The sequence below is a fragment of the Mesorhizobium sp. M0184 genome (genome assembly GCF_040322215.1).
GTDB lineage: Bacteria > Pseudomonadota > Alphaproteobacteria > Rhizobiales > Rhizobiaceae > Mesorhizobium.
On sequence record NZ_JAMYSZ010000026.1, the window covers coordinates 79,376 to 93,204 of the forward strand.

Sequence of the window (13,829 nt, forward strand, 5' to 3'; positions counted from 1 at the left end):
GACGAGTGATCGCTAATTACCTAGGTGGACGAGAGGTGGACGAGTTTGACCCAGAACATGAATCATCAGTTGCTCGATCGGGAATTGGCCGCAGACGATCCGTGGCGCCTCGACGGCAATCCGTTCGAGCGGGAGCGCCACACGCAAATGCTCCAGCTGGCGCTTGCCCAAGGCTCCATTACAAATGCCCTCGAAGTCGGGTGCGCTGCCGGCGCATTCACGGAAAAACTAGCTCCCAACTGCCAAGGGCTCACCGTCATCGATGTGGTGGCGCAAGCGATTGCTCGAGCACGTCAACGGATAAAGGAGCCGTCGCGCATCAACTGGATAGTCTCCGATGTTCAACAGTTTTCGACCGACGAGTTGTTTGACCTGATCGTTGTGGCGGAGGTCCTATACTACCTCGAAGACATAGCCGAGATGCGCGCGGCCGTCAAAAACCTGGTGCGGGTGCTTGCGCCAGGCGGGCATCTGATCTTCGGATCGGCAAGGGATGCTAATTGCCGTCGCTGGGGTCACGCCGCTGGTGCTGAGCCGGTCATCGCCATGCTGAACGAAACGTTGATCGAGGTAGAGCGTCTTGAGTGTCGGGGCGAGTCGGTCAACGAAGACTGCTTGCTCGTCCGTTTCCGGAACCCGCTTTCCGCTTCCTGATCAATCGAATCTATCGCCGTTAACGTGGAGACACTATGCGCATCTGTGGTACCAAGCTGACCCATGATGGGGCGATCGCCCTTGTCGAGGATGGACGGCTCGTCTTCTGCGTTGAGCAGGAAAAGCGGCACAACAATCCGCGTTATCAAACCATCGATAATCTCGACGCAATTGTCGCCGCTTTGGCGGAACAGGGGCTAAATCCTTGTGATGTCGATCAGTTCGTTATCGACGGCTGGGATGGCGAAGACGAGTCACAGTTTCAGGTCCGGCAGGCAACCAAGCAACCGCCAGTCTTGGCGTCCCTCTCGGTAAAATGAACCCATGTCCATGGTAGCGATCGATCTTACTGACGTAAGCAAAACTTATGACAAGCTCGTTGTCGACAGACTGTCGTTCCGCGTTGCGGCGGGGGAATGCTTCGGGCTCCTGGGACCGAACGGTGCGGGCAAAAGCACGATTGCGCGTATGGTCCTCGGCATGACATCGCCTGATGCGGGGAAGATTACTGTGCTCGGCGCTCCAGTGCCGGCGCGCGCGCGTTTGGCACGTATGCGCATCGGCGTGGTCCCGCAGTTCGACAATCTTGATACCGCGTTCACTGTACGCGAGAACCTGTTGGTGTTCGGGCGCTACTTCCGGATGAGCAGACGCCAGATCGAAGCGGTCATACCATCGCTGCTTGAGTTCGCCCGCCTCGAGAACAAAGCGGATGCGCGCGTCGCCGAACTGTCCGGCGGCATGAAGCGGCGCCTGACGCTCGCGCGTGCGCTGATCAATGACCCGCACTTGCTGGTGATGGACGAGCCGACCACCGGCCTCGATCCGCAGGCCCGCCACCTGATCTGGGAACGGCTGCGATCGCTGCTGGCGCGGGGCAAGACTATTCTTTTGACTACCCATTTCATGGAAGAGGCCGAGCGGCTGTGCGATCGGCTGTGCGTTATGGAGGAGGGGCGCAAGATCGCCGAAGGCCGCCCGTCCGCACTCATTGACGAGCAGATCGGCTGTGACGTGGTCGAGGTCTACGGCGGCAATCCGCATGAACTGGGTGCGCTGATCCGGCCGTACGCACAGCGCATCGAGGTGAGCGGTGAGACGCTTTTTTGCTATGCACCCGATCCGGAGCAGGTGCTGGTGCAGCTACGCGGGCGCGCGGGTCTGCGCCTTCTGCAGCGTCCCCCCAATCTCGAGGATGTGTTCTTGCGGCTAACCGGGCGCGAGATGGAGGACTGAACAATGGGCGAACGTTATGCGGCGGCCATGCCCGCCAATGCGTGGAATTGGGTCGCGGTTTGGCGCCGCAACTATCTTGGATGGAAGAAAATCGGGCTTGCATCGGTTCTCGGCAACCTCGCCGATCCGATGATCTATCTGTTCGGTCTCGGCTTTGGCATCGGAACAATGATAGGTCCTGTTGAGGGCACTTCGTACATTGCGTTTCTCGCGGCTGGCATGGTTGCCACAAGCGCGATGGCATCGGCGACTGCTGAAACGGTTTACGGGAGTTTCGGCCGCATGGACAACCAGCGCACCTGGGAAGGAATGCTATGCACTCAGCTGACGCTCGGCGATATCTTACTCGGCGAATTGGCGTGGGCAGCCACCAAGGCCCTGATGGCGGGCACAGCAATCACTATTGTTGCCACCACGCTCGGCTACACATCGTGGCCATCCATCCTCTGCTTGCTGCCAGTCATCGCTCTCAGTGGCCTCGCCTTCGCGAGTCTAGCGATGGTCGTCACGGCGCTTGCGCCCAGTTATGAATATTTCATATTTTATAATACGCTTGTTATAACACCCATGCTGTTCCTTTGCGGCGCGATGTTTCCGGTCAACCAATTGCCCGGCGCTTTTCAGGACGTCGCCTCCTTGTTGCCGCTCGCACATGCAATTGACCTCATTCGTCCGGCGATGCTTGGCCGTCCGGCCGGCAGCATGGGCCTGCATATCGGCGCGCTTTGCATATACACGGTTTTGCCGTTCTTCCTATCGGTTGCTCTATTTCGTCGTCGGCTGATGCGTTGACGCTACTCACCATTCGTAAAATTGATTCTTTGGGCGATACCCATCCACGCGTCGGATAGGTCAATACATGCGTTTTAAGGGACTCGATCTAAATCTCCTGGTTGTGCTGGACGCTTTGATCAGGGAGCGTAAAGTCACCGCCGCGGCCCGCAGTATTAACCTGAGTCAGCCGGCCATGAGCGCCGCCGTCGGTCGGTTACGCGCCTATTTCAGCGATGAGCTATTTACGATGAACGGCCGCGAACTCATTTTGACACCGCGCGCGGAGGGGCTCGCCACAGCAGTCCGGGAGGCATTGCTGCACATCCAGCTGTCGATTATTTCCTGGGACGCCTTTAACCCGGCCCGATCGGATCGTCGCTTCCGCATCATCCTTTCCGATTACCTCACGCTCGTATTTTTTAAGAAGATCGTAAAGCGTGCTGCGCGGGAAGCTCCCGCCGTCCGCTTCGAATGTCTGCTTATTTCCGACGACCCCGAGGAGCTTCTCCGGCGCGGCGACGTTGATTTTCTGATTATGCCGGAAGTGTTCATGTCGAAACATCCTCGCGCAGCCCTGTTCGAAGATATGCTCGTATGCGTAGGCTGCGGCACGAACAAGCAGCTGTCAGAGCCACTTACATTCGACCGATACTTGTCGATGGGGCAGGTTGTGCTTAAATTCGGGGACACCCGGCAGCCCTCCATCGAGGAATGGTATTTGCTCGAGAACGGTTTCGAGAGACGTATCGAGGTCGTCGTACAGGGCTTTAGCATGATCCCGCCCCTTCTATCAGGCACCAACCGCATCGGGACAATGCCCTTACGGCTGGCGCAGCATTTCGCAAAATTAACACCCCTGCGGATTGTCGAACTTCCGCCGCCACTTCCTGCCGCATTCACGGAGGCCGTCCAATGGCCTGCGCTTCACAATAATGATCCGGCAAGCCTATGGATGCGGGAAATGATGTTGCAGGAGGCATCTCGTATGATTACCCCGCCTAAGAGCACCGGACGTCTCAGTTGTCGGTCGAATTGAGAAACTGACCCCCTCGGTTATGAGAGGAGGAATGGATGGCGATTGGGATTGGGCGATTCCTGCATTGTCGAGAACGATGCAGGGAGAGCAGATCCTTCAGCATGAAGAGGTGGCAGCGATGCTGCGGCTGCATGAGCTTGGCTGGGGAATGAACCGACGGGCGAAAGAATTCGGGTGCGCGCGCAACACGGTGCCTCGGTATCTAAGCGAGGGCGGGACTGTTCCGTTTCGCAAGCCTGTGCGGCCGACCGCGTTTGACGGACTGGACCATTGGCTGCGGGAGCGCTTCTTCCCCTATGGCTCGGGCTGGATGACGATCTCGACCCGCTCCAGATGCGCCGGGAACGCCTTGCGCGGTCGCGCAGCACGTCGCGGCTCGCCTGTCGGTCTTGCGGCCTCGAGCTCGGACTCAATCGCGCCGAGCCCGGTCTGGATTTCGTCGAAGGCGAAGGCCTGCTGGTCACGTTCGAGCTTCTCGGAGCTGCGACCGAAGCGGCGCGCTCCAGCTGCTTGACGATCCCATGAAGGTCGGCGATCCGCTCCTGGGCAGGCTCGTTGAGTGTCGCCATCCGGACGATCTCGGCCTTGAGTGTTTCGCTCCGGAGTTGTTGCAGTTCGGCCTTCTCCGCCGCCATGGCGACGAACATCGCCTTGAGCGTATCGATTTCGTGGGGACGGGCCGAAGCGCTTCTCGTCATGACGCCGACAGAAGCTTATTGTGCACGGCCTGAAGCCCGCCTTTTGCGCCTGAGTCACTTCGCCACCGCCTTCCGGCCGGACGCCGTCGCCGTTCGGCTCGAACGCGTGTCCAGTCCATGCCTTCGACGAGCGCCATCAGTTTCGGCGCGGCAAGCCGATCACGCCGTTCTCCGCCAGCGGAACTTGTCCTCGTCCAGCGCTCACGGTGCGGGTATGCCGGCGTCGAGCAAACAGAGAGACGTTTGGGGCCCAACCAGGACGGCCCCGTTACGAAGTGTTGTCCTGGTCCGGTTTGAGTGTCGAATCTTCAGATCGATTGCTTGGGCGACCAGCTTCCCGGCCGCCAGCGAGCCCGCAACTGCTCAGCAGAAGGGCGAAGTGAACGTGAGTGCATCCATCTCGTAAATGTGTGTCTATCCAAGCAATCGATTTCTCTAATTATCCGATGAGGAATATGAAACGCGTCAGGCAGGGTGCATCATTAGGAGTATTTTTGATGGCAAAGATTATCGAGGGTGGCCCGGATTCCGAAACACTCCTCGGCACCGAGCTTGAAGATTGGATGGAGGGTTTCCAGGGCAATGACTGGATTGACGGTCGTGCCGGCAACGACGAGATCTCGGCTGGCCAGGGCAGTGACCGAGCCATTGGCGGCAAGGGTAACGACCGCATCTTCGGCGGAGATGGCTGGGACGATCTCTCCGGCGACAACGGCCGCTTCAACGCGCGCATCTCCGGTGAGGACAATGACAGGCTCAGCGGCGGTCCCGGCCAGGATGTCCTCTACGTGGGTGACGGCCAGGATAGGTTGACCGGGGGCACCGACAATGACACGTTCGTGTTCCAGTTCCACAATCCGGTGCCTGGGGTCGACCCGAGTGTCGGGTCGAAGCCGGACATTACCACTATCACCGATTTCAACCCGGCGGAGGACAAGTTCGCCTTCGATGCGGTGGGCCTCTACAACGACGGTTTTGGCGCGAACTTCGTCAACAACGCCAGCATACAGTCCGGCTACCCGGTGAGCAGCTTCTACAGTGGTGCGGCCTCGGGTGCGAACGGCGAACACGTCGTGGTAATCACTGGCGAATCTTTCAACTCTGCTTCTGAAGCCGCGAGTGCGATCTCCGGCGAGCACGCCGGCGACATCATTGTCTACCAAAGCAGCTACACCGACAGAGTCGCAACTCTGGCCTATGTCACCGCCGACGACAGCGCGCATGAGTTCGCCCACCTGGGCGGTGTGGTCACCGTGGCCGACCTAGGCCTGACCGCGTCGGACTTCACCTTCGTTTGATCCAGAAAACCCATACGGAACAGCGCCCCGCCCCCCTGGGCGGGCGCTCTCCGTTTCCGCTACTTGCGATGGGCCGGGGCGCCCGGGAGCAGTCGCAGCGTGTACAGCTTGACGAAGCCCTGCACGTCGCGCTGGTCGTACACCGAAATCTCCCTGAAGGCGTGGAGGCGGAAGCCTGTTCGGGCCCTTGCGGCCGGCCACGATGACGTTGCCCTTCCAAACCTTCAGCCGGACGGTGTTGTTGTTGACCCGCTCCATTAGATGCCAAACCAAACACATTCGGCGGGAGCACTGATCCTGAATCAGCGAGCGGATGCAGTCGGTTGCCGCTCGGGGAGCAATATAGGGAGCTGGGTCGCCAGATCCTCACGGAGACCTACGTGAGTAACCATTCCTTGAAGGATTCAGCTTTGAGACCTTTCCCTCTGACTTCCGCTATTTGGGGAATTCTGTTGATCAGCGGCGTGGTCAACGTGCTTGCGCTGATCTCGCCGCTGTTCATGCTTCAGGTCTACGACCGCGTTCTGGCAAGTGGCAGCGTATCGACGCTAGTGGGGCTCGTCGTGCTTGCTGCAGGGCTTTATGCGTTCCAATGCCTGCTCGACGTTTTGCGCGCCCGCGTGCTGCTGCGGATTGGCGAGCGTTTCGATGAACAGTTTTCCGGACGCGTTCACGATGCGATCGTTCGCCTTCCGCTTTTAACGCGCATGCCGGGCGACGGCTTGCAGCCGCTTCGCGACCTCGACAATATTCGCGGATTCTTAGGTGGAAACGGTCCGACAGCGTTCGTCGATCTGCCATGGATGCTGCTTTATCTTGCCATTTGCTTCCTCCTTCATTTCTGGATCGGCATGACGGCACTTATCGGGGCGATCGGTCTCACATCTCTGACACTCCTTACCAACACTCTCTCGCAAGGGCCGATACGCGATACCATTGACCACAACATGGTACGCAATGGTCTACTGGAAGCAGCGCGCCGCAATGCCGAGGTCGTGCAAGCTCTCGGTCTCGCAAAGCGGATCGCTGCCCGATGGCACAAGGCCAATGCCAAGTATCTGGCCGCCAACCGGAAAGTCGGGGACGTGGCAGGTGGGCTGGGTGGCATTTCAAAGTCGCTGCGCGTGCTGCTGCAATCGGCCATTCTTGCCGTCGGCGCGTACCTTGTCATCAGGCAGGAGACTACGGCCGGGGTCATGATTGCCAGTTCGATCACGATGGGGCGTGCGCTGGCTCCGGTCGATCTGGCCATTTCAAGCTGGAAACCCTTCCTCATGGCGCGCCAGGGTTGGGCGCGGCTGGAGGACCTCTTGGGAAAGGTTCCTGAAACCGCTCCTGTCATGCCAATGCCTGCACCTGAACGCGAACTCCGCCTCGAAGGCGTGACAATCGTTCCGCCCGGCGAAAGGAAGCCGACCGTGACCGGCCTTGCGTTTGCCGTTCAGGCGGGAAGCGCACTCGGGATCATCGGTGCATCGGGTTCGGGCAAGTCGACACTCTCGCGCGCCATCGTCGGCGCATGGGCGCCGGTCGCCGGAAAGGTTCGCATCGACAGCGCAAGCCTCGATCAATGGGACCGGGAAGCGCTAGGCCGTCATATCGGCTATTTGCCGCAAGGTGTTGAACTATTCGACGGCACCATTGCCGAAAACATCGCTCGTTTTGAAGATAATCCTGACCCTGAGGCTATTGTCACCGCGGCGAAAGCAGCGGGCACGCACGAACTGATCCTCCGATTTGAGCACGGCTACGAAACTCCGATTGGTGAGGCCGGATCGGCACTTTCCGCCGGGCAGCGCCAGCGTATCGGTCTTGCCCGTGCTCTTTATCGAGACCCTTTCCTTGTTGTGCTGGATGAACCCAATGCCAATCTCGATGCGGAAGGCGAGGCTGCGGTTGTCAAGGCGATCGCCTCCGTGCGCGAGCGCAAGGGCATTGCGGTTGTCGTTGCCCATCGGCCGAGCGCCATCCGCGCCGTGGATTTGGTGTTGGTGATGGAAGGTGGACGGCAGCGAGCATTCGGTGCGCGTGATGAGGCGCTTTCCAAAGTCCTTAAGGGGGCAGCGATGGCATCAGGCGCTGGGGTCAAGGCCATCGAGTCTACACAGGATAACGAGCGCGCTGACATGGAGGATCCCGGTGTCCGGCATTCATCAGAACAATGACGTTTCCAGGTCCATTCGCCGGCACCTGGTGGCGGGCCTGCTGGCGAGCGTGATCTTTGTGGGAGGAGCCGGAGCCTGGGCGGCCTTCACGAATCTCTCCGGCGCGGTTGTCGCGTCCGGACACTTTGTCGTCGATTCCTATGTGAAGAAGGTGCAGCACCCGACCGGCGGGGTGGTGGGAGAAATCCTGGTGAGCGAAGGTGATAAAGTAAAAGCCGGCGACATCCTCATGCGGCTCGACGCCACCCAGACGCGCGCCACTCTCGCTGTAGTCACCAAGCGGCTCGATGAGCTGGCCGCCAACCTGGCACGACTCGAAGCTGAGCGTGACGATCTGGCGGAGATCGCCTTCCCGGACTGGCTGCTCGCCCGCAGAGATGTTCCGGACGTAGCTTCGGCAGTACATGGCGAGACGCGGCTGTTCGAATTCCGCAGACAATCCCGCGACGGAAGGCAGGCGCAGCTAGCGGAACGCATCACTCAATATGAGCACGAGATCGAGGGGCTCAAGGCGCAGGCAATCGCTTCTGAGAAAAGCACCGAGATCCTCCAAAAGGAAATTGCTGCCCTGAGTGGGCTGCGCGACCAAGGCATTGTCTCGGACCAACGCTTGAACAGTCTGAAGACGCAGGTTGCCACTTTCGGCGGCGAACGCGGTGAGAAGATTGCACATCAGGCACAGACGGCAGCCCGCATAGCCGAAACGCGCCTGCAGATCCTGCAGATCGATCCGGATTTCAAGACGGAAGTCGGCCAGGAGCTCAGAGAGGTTCAGGCGCAGGTTGGGGAGTATGTTGAGCGCAAGGTGGCGGCTGAACAGGAACTGCGACGGATCGATATTGTCGCGCCGCAGTCAGGCGCCATTCAACAACTCGCAGTTCATACGGTCGGAGGAGTGATCACGCCCGCCGATCCGATTATGCTAATCGTGCCGGAAGGCGACGATCTTGCGCTTGAAGCACGAATCACCCCGAAGGACATCGACCAAATCCAGCTTGGTCACAAGGCCGTGCTGCGGATGTCAGCCTTCAATCTGAGGACCACGCCGGTATTGAACGGATATGTCAGCCGGATCGCAGCCGATCTGGCGACGGACGAAAAAAACGGCGTTTCGTATTACCTGGTGCGTCTGTCGGTTCCGCATGCGGAACTGACGAAGCTCAAGGACCTGACGCTCGTGCCCGGCATGCCGGCCGAAGCGATGATCCAGACGGGCGAGCGTACGGCGCTTTCTTATTTTGTGAAGCCGCTGTCGGACCAAATCAGTCGCGCATTCCATGAGGAATGAAAGTAACCACAGAAACATTTTGTTGGTATTCTTGTTGGTTGTTACGCATGCATGAGAGTCATAACCGTCTGAAAACACAGCCATACTTTCCTCAGTTGGATTCCGCCTCTGACTCAGATTCGTGGTTCCACGGTCATTTTGCCCTTCCAAGTCGCCGACCATTCAGTTCTTGGCCTCGAGCGCATTAAGATACCCATCATCGTACACAAAGGCTGGAAAAGAGTCCGGTGTCTTGAGCGATCCTGAGGTCTGGAGACCTAGGGTGAGCCTGCAAGCACAGGGCTAGGACATGATTGAGCGTCTGCAATATTCGGACGGGTACATAGGAAGACAGGCAGGCGTCAAAAACGCGCTTTCAACGCGCTAAACCGATGCTACGCACCCCGAGCGTCTTGCCGCCCTCGCTCCCGCCGGTAGGAATCAATCGCGAGCAGGCTGCGACGTTCATCGGCGTAAGCTCAACGACCTTTGATGAAATGGTCCAGGACGGCCGGATGCCCCAGCCACGAATGCCGAGCAAGGGGCGCATTGTTTGGGACGTCGAGGAACTTGTATTGGCCTTTCGAAAGCTCCCTCACCGCCAAATCGGAGGAGCACCAAAGCTTGACGAAGATTCGCCGCCACTAGACAATCCTTGGGATCGAAAACCACGAACATGACGGATGAGCCCGTGAAAATCGATCTTAAGGGCGTAGTGAAGGACACTGATCGCCACGGCAATGATCGGTACTATTTTCGCGCACCGGGTCGGAAGAAGGTCCGGCTCCGTGAACCGACCGGCAGCGACGAGTTCCTCGAGGAACTGCGGTGCGCGCGCGCCGAGGTCACTTATGTTCGGCCCGGCACTCTTCCCGAGATTTGCCGGCGCCTCCCCAAGCCTTCCGAGCCAGCGAAGAAAGGCACGTTGCTGTGGCTTTGCCAGGAGTATTACCGTCGGGGCGGCACGGAAATCACCCAAGACACTATGGCGCGCCGACGAGCAATTCTGGAGCGCGTATGCGAATTACCTCATCCCCTCGAAGGTGACCCGGATCCTCAGTATCCCACCAAGGGATCTCTGCCATTCGCCGGTATGAAACGGTCTCATGTTAAGGAGATCAGGGACACCAGGCTCGACGCCCTTGGCGCGGCAAACAATATCGTAAAAGCCATCAGCGCGATGTTTGAGTGGGCAAAGGACACAGAGATTCCGGGCGTCGACTCCAATCCCGCCCGCGGCATCAGACGGCTAAAGAGCGGCGACGGCTGGCACCCATGGGACGTGTCGGAGATCGTTCAATATGAGAAGCGGCATCCGCTGGGTACCGCAGCCAGACGTGCGCTCTCGATCTTCATGTTTACTGGCCTGCGGTTGTCGGACGTCGCGATCTTCGGTCGACAGCACATCACGCTCGTCTACAACGAGGAGACCGAGCAGTGGGAGAAGTGGATCAGAATTAAGCCTGGGAAGACCAGTCGTAACAAGGATGCGGTGTTGGTGGAGCTCCCGCTTCTGCCCGAACTAGAGGCGGAACTTGAGCACACGCCCTCCGACCAGATGACCTTCCTGGTCAATGAGTATGGTCGCCCGTTCTCGGAGAACGGTCTGGGCAACAAGATGCGCCAGTGGTGTGATCAAGCTGAGCTGCCGCACTGCAGTGCTCATGGAATTCGCAAGGCCGGCGCGACGATCGCCGCTGAGAACGGCGCGACGCACGAGCAGCTGAAGGCGATATATGGGTGGACTACGTACCAGCAGCCCGACCACTACATCAAGAAAGCGCGTCGCCGGAAGGTAGCGAGAGCGGCGAAATACCTGCTGGTTATCGATCGAAAAGAGAACAAAATTGTCCCACTTTCTGAGGGGGCTGAAAGAGGTGGGACAAAAATGGCCAAAAAATCCAATTAAATCAACGGCCACAAAAGCCAATGGTGGGCCCGGAGGGACTCGAACCCCCAACCAAGCGGTTATGAGCCGCCGGCTCTAACCATTGAGCTACAGGCCCCACGGCGCTGGATTAGTGTTTTTCCCTGAACCGCACAAGGCTTTCCGAGGGCTTTCCGAGCAGGCGTTCCAAGGGGGCTGGCAGAGATCGCCCAAATCAGCCCATATTGATAACCTATTGCACGTCGCCCATTGGACGCCGGCCAACACTCGGCTGTCTTGGGATCCCAGATCGAGGAGATTTCATGACCAGACGTATTTTGCCCCTGGCGATTGCCGCCGCAATCGCATTTCCGGCGATCGCGGCCGCCGCCGATTCGCCACCGCCGCCGCGTATCGTCGTCACCGGTGAAGGCGAGGCGGCGATAGCACCCGATCTGGCTCTGCTGACGCTCAGCGTCATGCGCGAAGCCAAGACGGCACGTGCAGCGCTCGATGCCAATAACGACGCCATGGCCGCAGTGATCGCTGCCATGAAATCGTCCGGCATCAAGGAGCGCGACCTGCAGACCGCGGGCATCCAGATCAACCCGCGCTATAACTACACCAACAAGCCCGACGGCAGCCAGGAGGCCGAGCTTGTCGCCTACCAGGTGACCAACACGCTTTCGGTGCGCATCCGCGACATCGACAAGACCGGCGACATTCTCGACAAGGCGGTGTCGCTCGGCGTCAACCAGGGCGGCGGCATCTCCTTCTCCAACGACGATCCGGCGGCAGCCGTCACCGAGGCGCGCAAGAAGGCCGTCGCCAATGCCATGGCCAAGGCCAAGACGCTGGCCGAAGCGGCCGGCGTCGGCATCGGCCGGGTCCTGGAAATCACCGACCAGAATTTCGCACCACCGCCGATGCCGATCAACGCCAAGGCATTCGATGCCGCCGGCGCGTCGGTCCCGGTGCAAGCCGGCGAGAATTCCTATACCGCACAGGTGACGGTGACTTTCGAATTGAAATGACCATCGCTTGCAGCATGAAAAACCCCGGAGGATCGATCCTCCGGGGTTTTTTTGAGCCGCGCTTTCCGTCCTGGCGGAAAGGGCTCCGCTACTCCACCGGCTGCAAGTCAACCGGCCGCAGGCCCGAAGACCTTAGCGATAGATGATCGGACAGCCGCGCTCATTGGCGAATACGATCACGACACGGTCGCCATACTGGCGGCCGGCGACCTTGACCGTGCGGCGGTTGATGTCGATGATGCGGGCGCGGTGCAGGCCCATGCGTTCGGCCTTGTCGATGGCACGCTCCGGCGAACAGGACCGGCGCCAGCCGCCATGACGGCGGTGTTCGCGATAGTAACCATCATCTTCGTCGCCGGTATAGACGCCGACGCGCGGATCCTGGTTGTTGCCGAAGCCGAGATAGATGCTGTCAGCATGAGCGGGGATGGCAGCAAGCGTGCCAAGGCCGACAAGAGCCGAAAGAGCCGCCGTCTTGATGGTGTTGAACATTGTCTTCTCTCCTTGTTGAGGGTTTCCACACGTTTTCGTCGAACCGATGGGAGGAGAATGCACCCGTCTGTCTGAATTTTTTGCGAACCGGCCATTCATCCCCCGTTCATGCGGCAAGAATGGGCCAGCCGTTAGTCTCTCCGTTTCTGGAACCGTTCTATGCAGGGCAGATGGGGAACGTACCCTTTTGCCATGGTTCCCGGTCTTCGTTACCGCAGGAATCCTAAGGCTCGTCCGCGAGCATATGGTCGAAATAGTCGTCCGGCTCGGCAAGGTCGGTCTCGCTGGCGCTGACCCGGCCGCGCATCGAGATGCCGGCCTCGTGCACGGTCTCGTCGCTTCCCGACACCAGCCTGTGCCACCAATAGAGATCGCGGCCCTCGGCCACCAGCCGGTAAGCGCAAGTCTTGGGCAGCCAGCTGATGGTGCGCACATTCTGCGGCGTCAGCCCGACGCAATCCGGAACACGCGCCAGCCGGTTGGCATAGTCGGAGCAGCGGCAGCTTCCAGCGTCGAACAGCCGGCAGCCGACGCTGGTCCAGTAGATCTCTCCGGTGTCCTCGTCTTCGAGTTTGGACAGGCAGCATTTGCCGCAGCCGTCGCAGAGTGATTCCCACTCGGCCGGGGTCATCGCCTCGAGCGTCTTGGTCTTCCAGAATGGCTTTTCCATCGTCGGCATGTGGCCCTCGGACGCTTCAAGGTCAAGCACGGCAACCGTGCACCCTCGTCCGAACGATACGCCGGGACAATACGCCGGAACATGCGCCAGGACCATACGAATGACATGAAGTCGCCTTCAAAACGCCGGTCAATCGCCCTGTGCCACAGCTAGAACCTACAAACAGGAACCAAACATGGTTGCTGAAAGTTTGGGCAGGGATGGGACGCCACAAGGAGTGTTTATGATGAAACGCCAACCACGGATTCTGGCAGGCACGGCGCTTGGCCTGTTGATGGCGTCCGCGCCGCTAGGCGCGTTCCCGCTGCAAGGCAATGCCGCATTCAGCCCCGTGCAACGTACCGCAGCGCCGCTCATCCCAGTGCAATCGAGTTGCGCCGAGGGCGAGTCGGCGGAGGCCTGCGCGCAAAGCCAGCAGGCAGAGCAGCCCAGAAAGAAGAAGCGCGACCAGCAGCAGCAAACGGAATCCGCTCCGGCCGAGCAGGCGGCTCCAGCCGAGTCCGAGCAACCCCGCAAGAAGCGGCGCAATCAGCAGCAGCAAACGGAATCCGCTCCGGCCGAGCAGATCGCTCCAGCCGAGTCCGAGCAACCCCGCAAGAAGCGGCGCAATCAGCAGCAGCAAACAGAAT

At 59.6% G+C, this 13,829-nt stretch carries 12 protein-coding genes, 1 tRNA gene and 3 pseudogenes; 12 read left to right on the forward strand and 4 right to left on the reverse strand.

Translation table 11 applies throughout. The annotated features are described in order from the left end of the window. Nucleotides 1-57: 57 nt before the first annotated feature. The 6 genes and pseudogenes from nodS to NKJ23_RS25990 form a co-directional block, all read left to right on the forward strand. A complete protein-coding gene (nodS, locus tag NKJ23_RS25965; RefSeq protein ID WP_031194123.1) occupies nt 58-654 on the forward strand; it encodes a nodulation methyltransferase NodS in 597 nt (198 codons plus the stop codon). Nucleotides 655-689: 35 nt separating this feature from the next. After that, nucleotides 690-935, forward strand: a pseudogene (locus tag NKJ23_RS25970) (carbamoyltransferase N-terminal domain-containing protein); the annotation flags it as partial. Nucleotides 936-978: 43 nt separating this feature from the next. Continuing rightward, nucleotides 979-1,890: a nodulation factor ABC transporter ATP-binding protein NodI gene (gene nodI / locus NKJ23_RS25975; protein ID WP_023719311.1), complete on the forward strand. Its 912-nt coding sequence runs from the start codon at nt 979-981 to the stop codon at nt 1,888-1,890. Between the two features lie 3 nt (nt 1,891-1,893). Then, nucleotides 1,894-2,682 carry an ABC transporter permease gene (locus tag NKJ23_RS25980; protein WP_352450738.1) on the forward strand — a complete coding sequence of 263 codons (789 nt, stop codon included), beginning with the start codon at nt 1,894-1,896 and terminating at the stop codon, nt 2,680-2,682. A gap of 67 nt (nt 2,683-2,749) precedes the next feature. Beyond that, nucleotides 2,750-3,700 carry a LysR family transcriptional regulator gene (locus tag NKJ23_RS25985; protein WP_352548199.1) on the forward strand — a complete coding sequence of 317 codons (951 nt, stop codon included), beginning with the start codon at nt 2,750-2,752 and terminating at the stop codon, nt 3,698-3,700. A 31-nt stretch (nt 3,701-3,731) separates the two neighbouring features. Next, nucleotides 3,732-3,992: pseudogene (locus NKJ23_RS25990) on the forward strand (hypothetical protein); the annotation flags it as partial. A gap of 2 nt (nt 3,993-3,994) precedes the next feature. On the opposite strand, the gene NKJ23_RS25995 reads toward NKJ23_RS25990, so the two are convergent. Further along, nucleotides 3,995-4,456, reverse strand: a complete 462-nt coding sequence (locus NKJ23_RS25995; RefSeq protein WP_352683293.1) for an IS66 family transposase — start codon at nt 4,454-4,456, stop codon at nt 3,995-3,997. 439 nt (nt 4,457-4,895) lie between these two features. Between NKJ23_RS25995 and NKJ23_RS26000 the strand changes: the two genes are divergently transcribed. From NKJ23_RS26000 to NKJ23_RS26015, 4 genes are all read left to right on the forward strand, one after another. Next, nucleotides 4,896-5,696 carry a M10 family metallopeptidase C-terminal domain-containing protein gene (locus tag NKJ23_RS26000; RefSeq protein ID WP_352548198.1) on the forward strand — a complete coding sequence of 267 codons (801 nt, stop codon included), beginning with the start codon at nt 4,896-4,898 and terminating at the stop codon, nt 5,694-5,696. A 395-nt stretch (nt 5,697-6,091) separates the two neighbouring features. Then, on the forward strand, nt 6,092-7,861 hold the full coding sequence (locus NKJ23_RS26005) for a type I secretion system permease/ATPase (protein ID WP_352683308.1): 1,770 nt from the start codon (nt 6,092-6,094) through the stop codon (nt 7,859-7,861). Beyond that, nucleotides 7,836-9,149, forward strand: a complete 1,314-nt coding sequence (locus NKJ23_RS26010) for an HlyD family type I secretion periplasmic adaptor subunit (RefSeq protein ID WP_352450735.1) — start codon at nt 7,836-7,838, stop codon at nt 9,147-9,149. Before NKJ23_RS26005 ends, NKJ23_RS26010 begins: the two co-directional genes overlap by 26 nt. 670 nt (nt 9,150-9,819) lie before the next feature. Then, complete coding sequence (locus tag NKJ23_RS26015) at nt 9,820-11,037, forward strand: tyrosine-type recombinase/integrase (protein ID WP_352683295.1); 1,218 nt, start codon at nt 9,820-9,822, stop codon at nt 11,035-11,037. A gap of 21 nt (nt 11,038-11,058) precedes the next feature. Here NKJ23_RS26015 and NKJ23_RS26020 read toward each other — a convergent pair. Beyond that, nucleotides 11,059-11,134, reverse strand: a tRNA-Ile gene (locus NKJ23_RS26020). Nucleotides 11,135-11,318: 184 nt separating this feature from the next. Here NKJ23_RS26020 and NKJ23_RS26025 point away from each other — a divergent pair. Continuing rightward, entirely contained in the window at nt 11,319-12,029 is a 711-nt protein-coding gene (locus NKJ23_RS26025) for an SIMPL domain-containing protein (RefSeq protein WP_023678276.1), read from the forward strand. 132 nt (nt 12,030-12,161) lie between these two features. Here NKJ23_RS26025 and NKJ23_RS26030 read toward each other — a convergent pair whose 3' ends face one another. Both NKJ23_RS26030 and NKJ23_RS26035 read right to left on the reverse strand, forming a co-directional pair. Then, entirely contained in the window at nt 12,162-12,521 is a 360-nt protein-coding gene (locus tag NKJ23_RS26030) for a hypothetical protein (RefSeq protein ID WP_023678277.1), read from the reverse strand. Nucleotides 12,522-12,744: 223 nt separating this feature from the next. Then, nucleotides 12,745-13,191, reverse strand: a complete 447-nt coding sequence (locus tag NKJ23_RS26035) for a YcgN family cysteine cluster protein (RefSeq protein WP_023678278.1) — start codon at nt 13,189-13,191, stop codon at nt 12,745-12,747. Nucleotides 13,192-13,423: 232 nt separating this feature from the next. Here NKJ23_RS26035 and NKJ23_RS26040 point away from each other — a divergent pair. Continuing rightward, nucleotides 13,424-13,829 (forward strand): annotated as a pseudogene (locus tag NKJ23_RS26040) (OmpA family protein); the annotation flags it as partial.

What these genes read in the sequence shown, in the direction of transcription:
- NKJ23_RS26000 (WP_352548198.1), top strand. Translation starts at nt 4,896, where the DNA reads ATGGCAAAGATTATCGAGGGTGGCCCGGATTCCGAAACACTCCTCGGC.
- nodI (WP_023719311.1), top strand. Translation starts at nt 979, where the DNA reads ATGTCCATGGTAGCGATCGATCTTACTGACGTAAGCAAAACTTATGAC.
- NKJ23_RS26025 (WP_023678276.1), top strand. Translation starts at nt 11,319, where the DNA reads ATGACCAGACGTATTTTGCCCCTGGCGATTGCCGCCGCAATCGCATTT.
- nodS (WP_031194123.1), top strand. Translation starts at nt 58, where the DNA reads ATGAATCATCAGTTGCTCGATCGGGAATTGGCCGCAGACGATCCGTGG.
- NKJ23_RS26035 (WP_023678278.1), bottom strand. Translation starts at nt 13,191, where the DNA reads ATGGAAAAGCCATTCTGGAAGACCAAGACGCTCGAGGCGATGACCCCG.
- NKJ23_RS25985 (WP_352548199.1), top strand. Translation starts at nt 2,750, where the DNA reads ATGCGTTTTAAGGGACTCGATCTAAATCTCCTGGTTGTGCTGGACGCT.
- NKJ23_RS26030 (WP_023678277.1), bottom strand. Translation starts at nt 12,521, where the DNA reads ATGTTCAACACCATCAAGACGGCGGCTCTTTCGGCTCTTGTCGGCCTT.
- NKJ23_RS25980 (WP_352450738.1), top strand. Translation starts at nt 1,894, where the DNA reads ATGGGCGAACGTTATGCGGCGGCCATGCCCGCCAATGCGTGGAATTGG.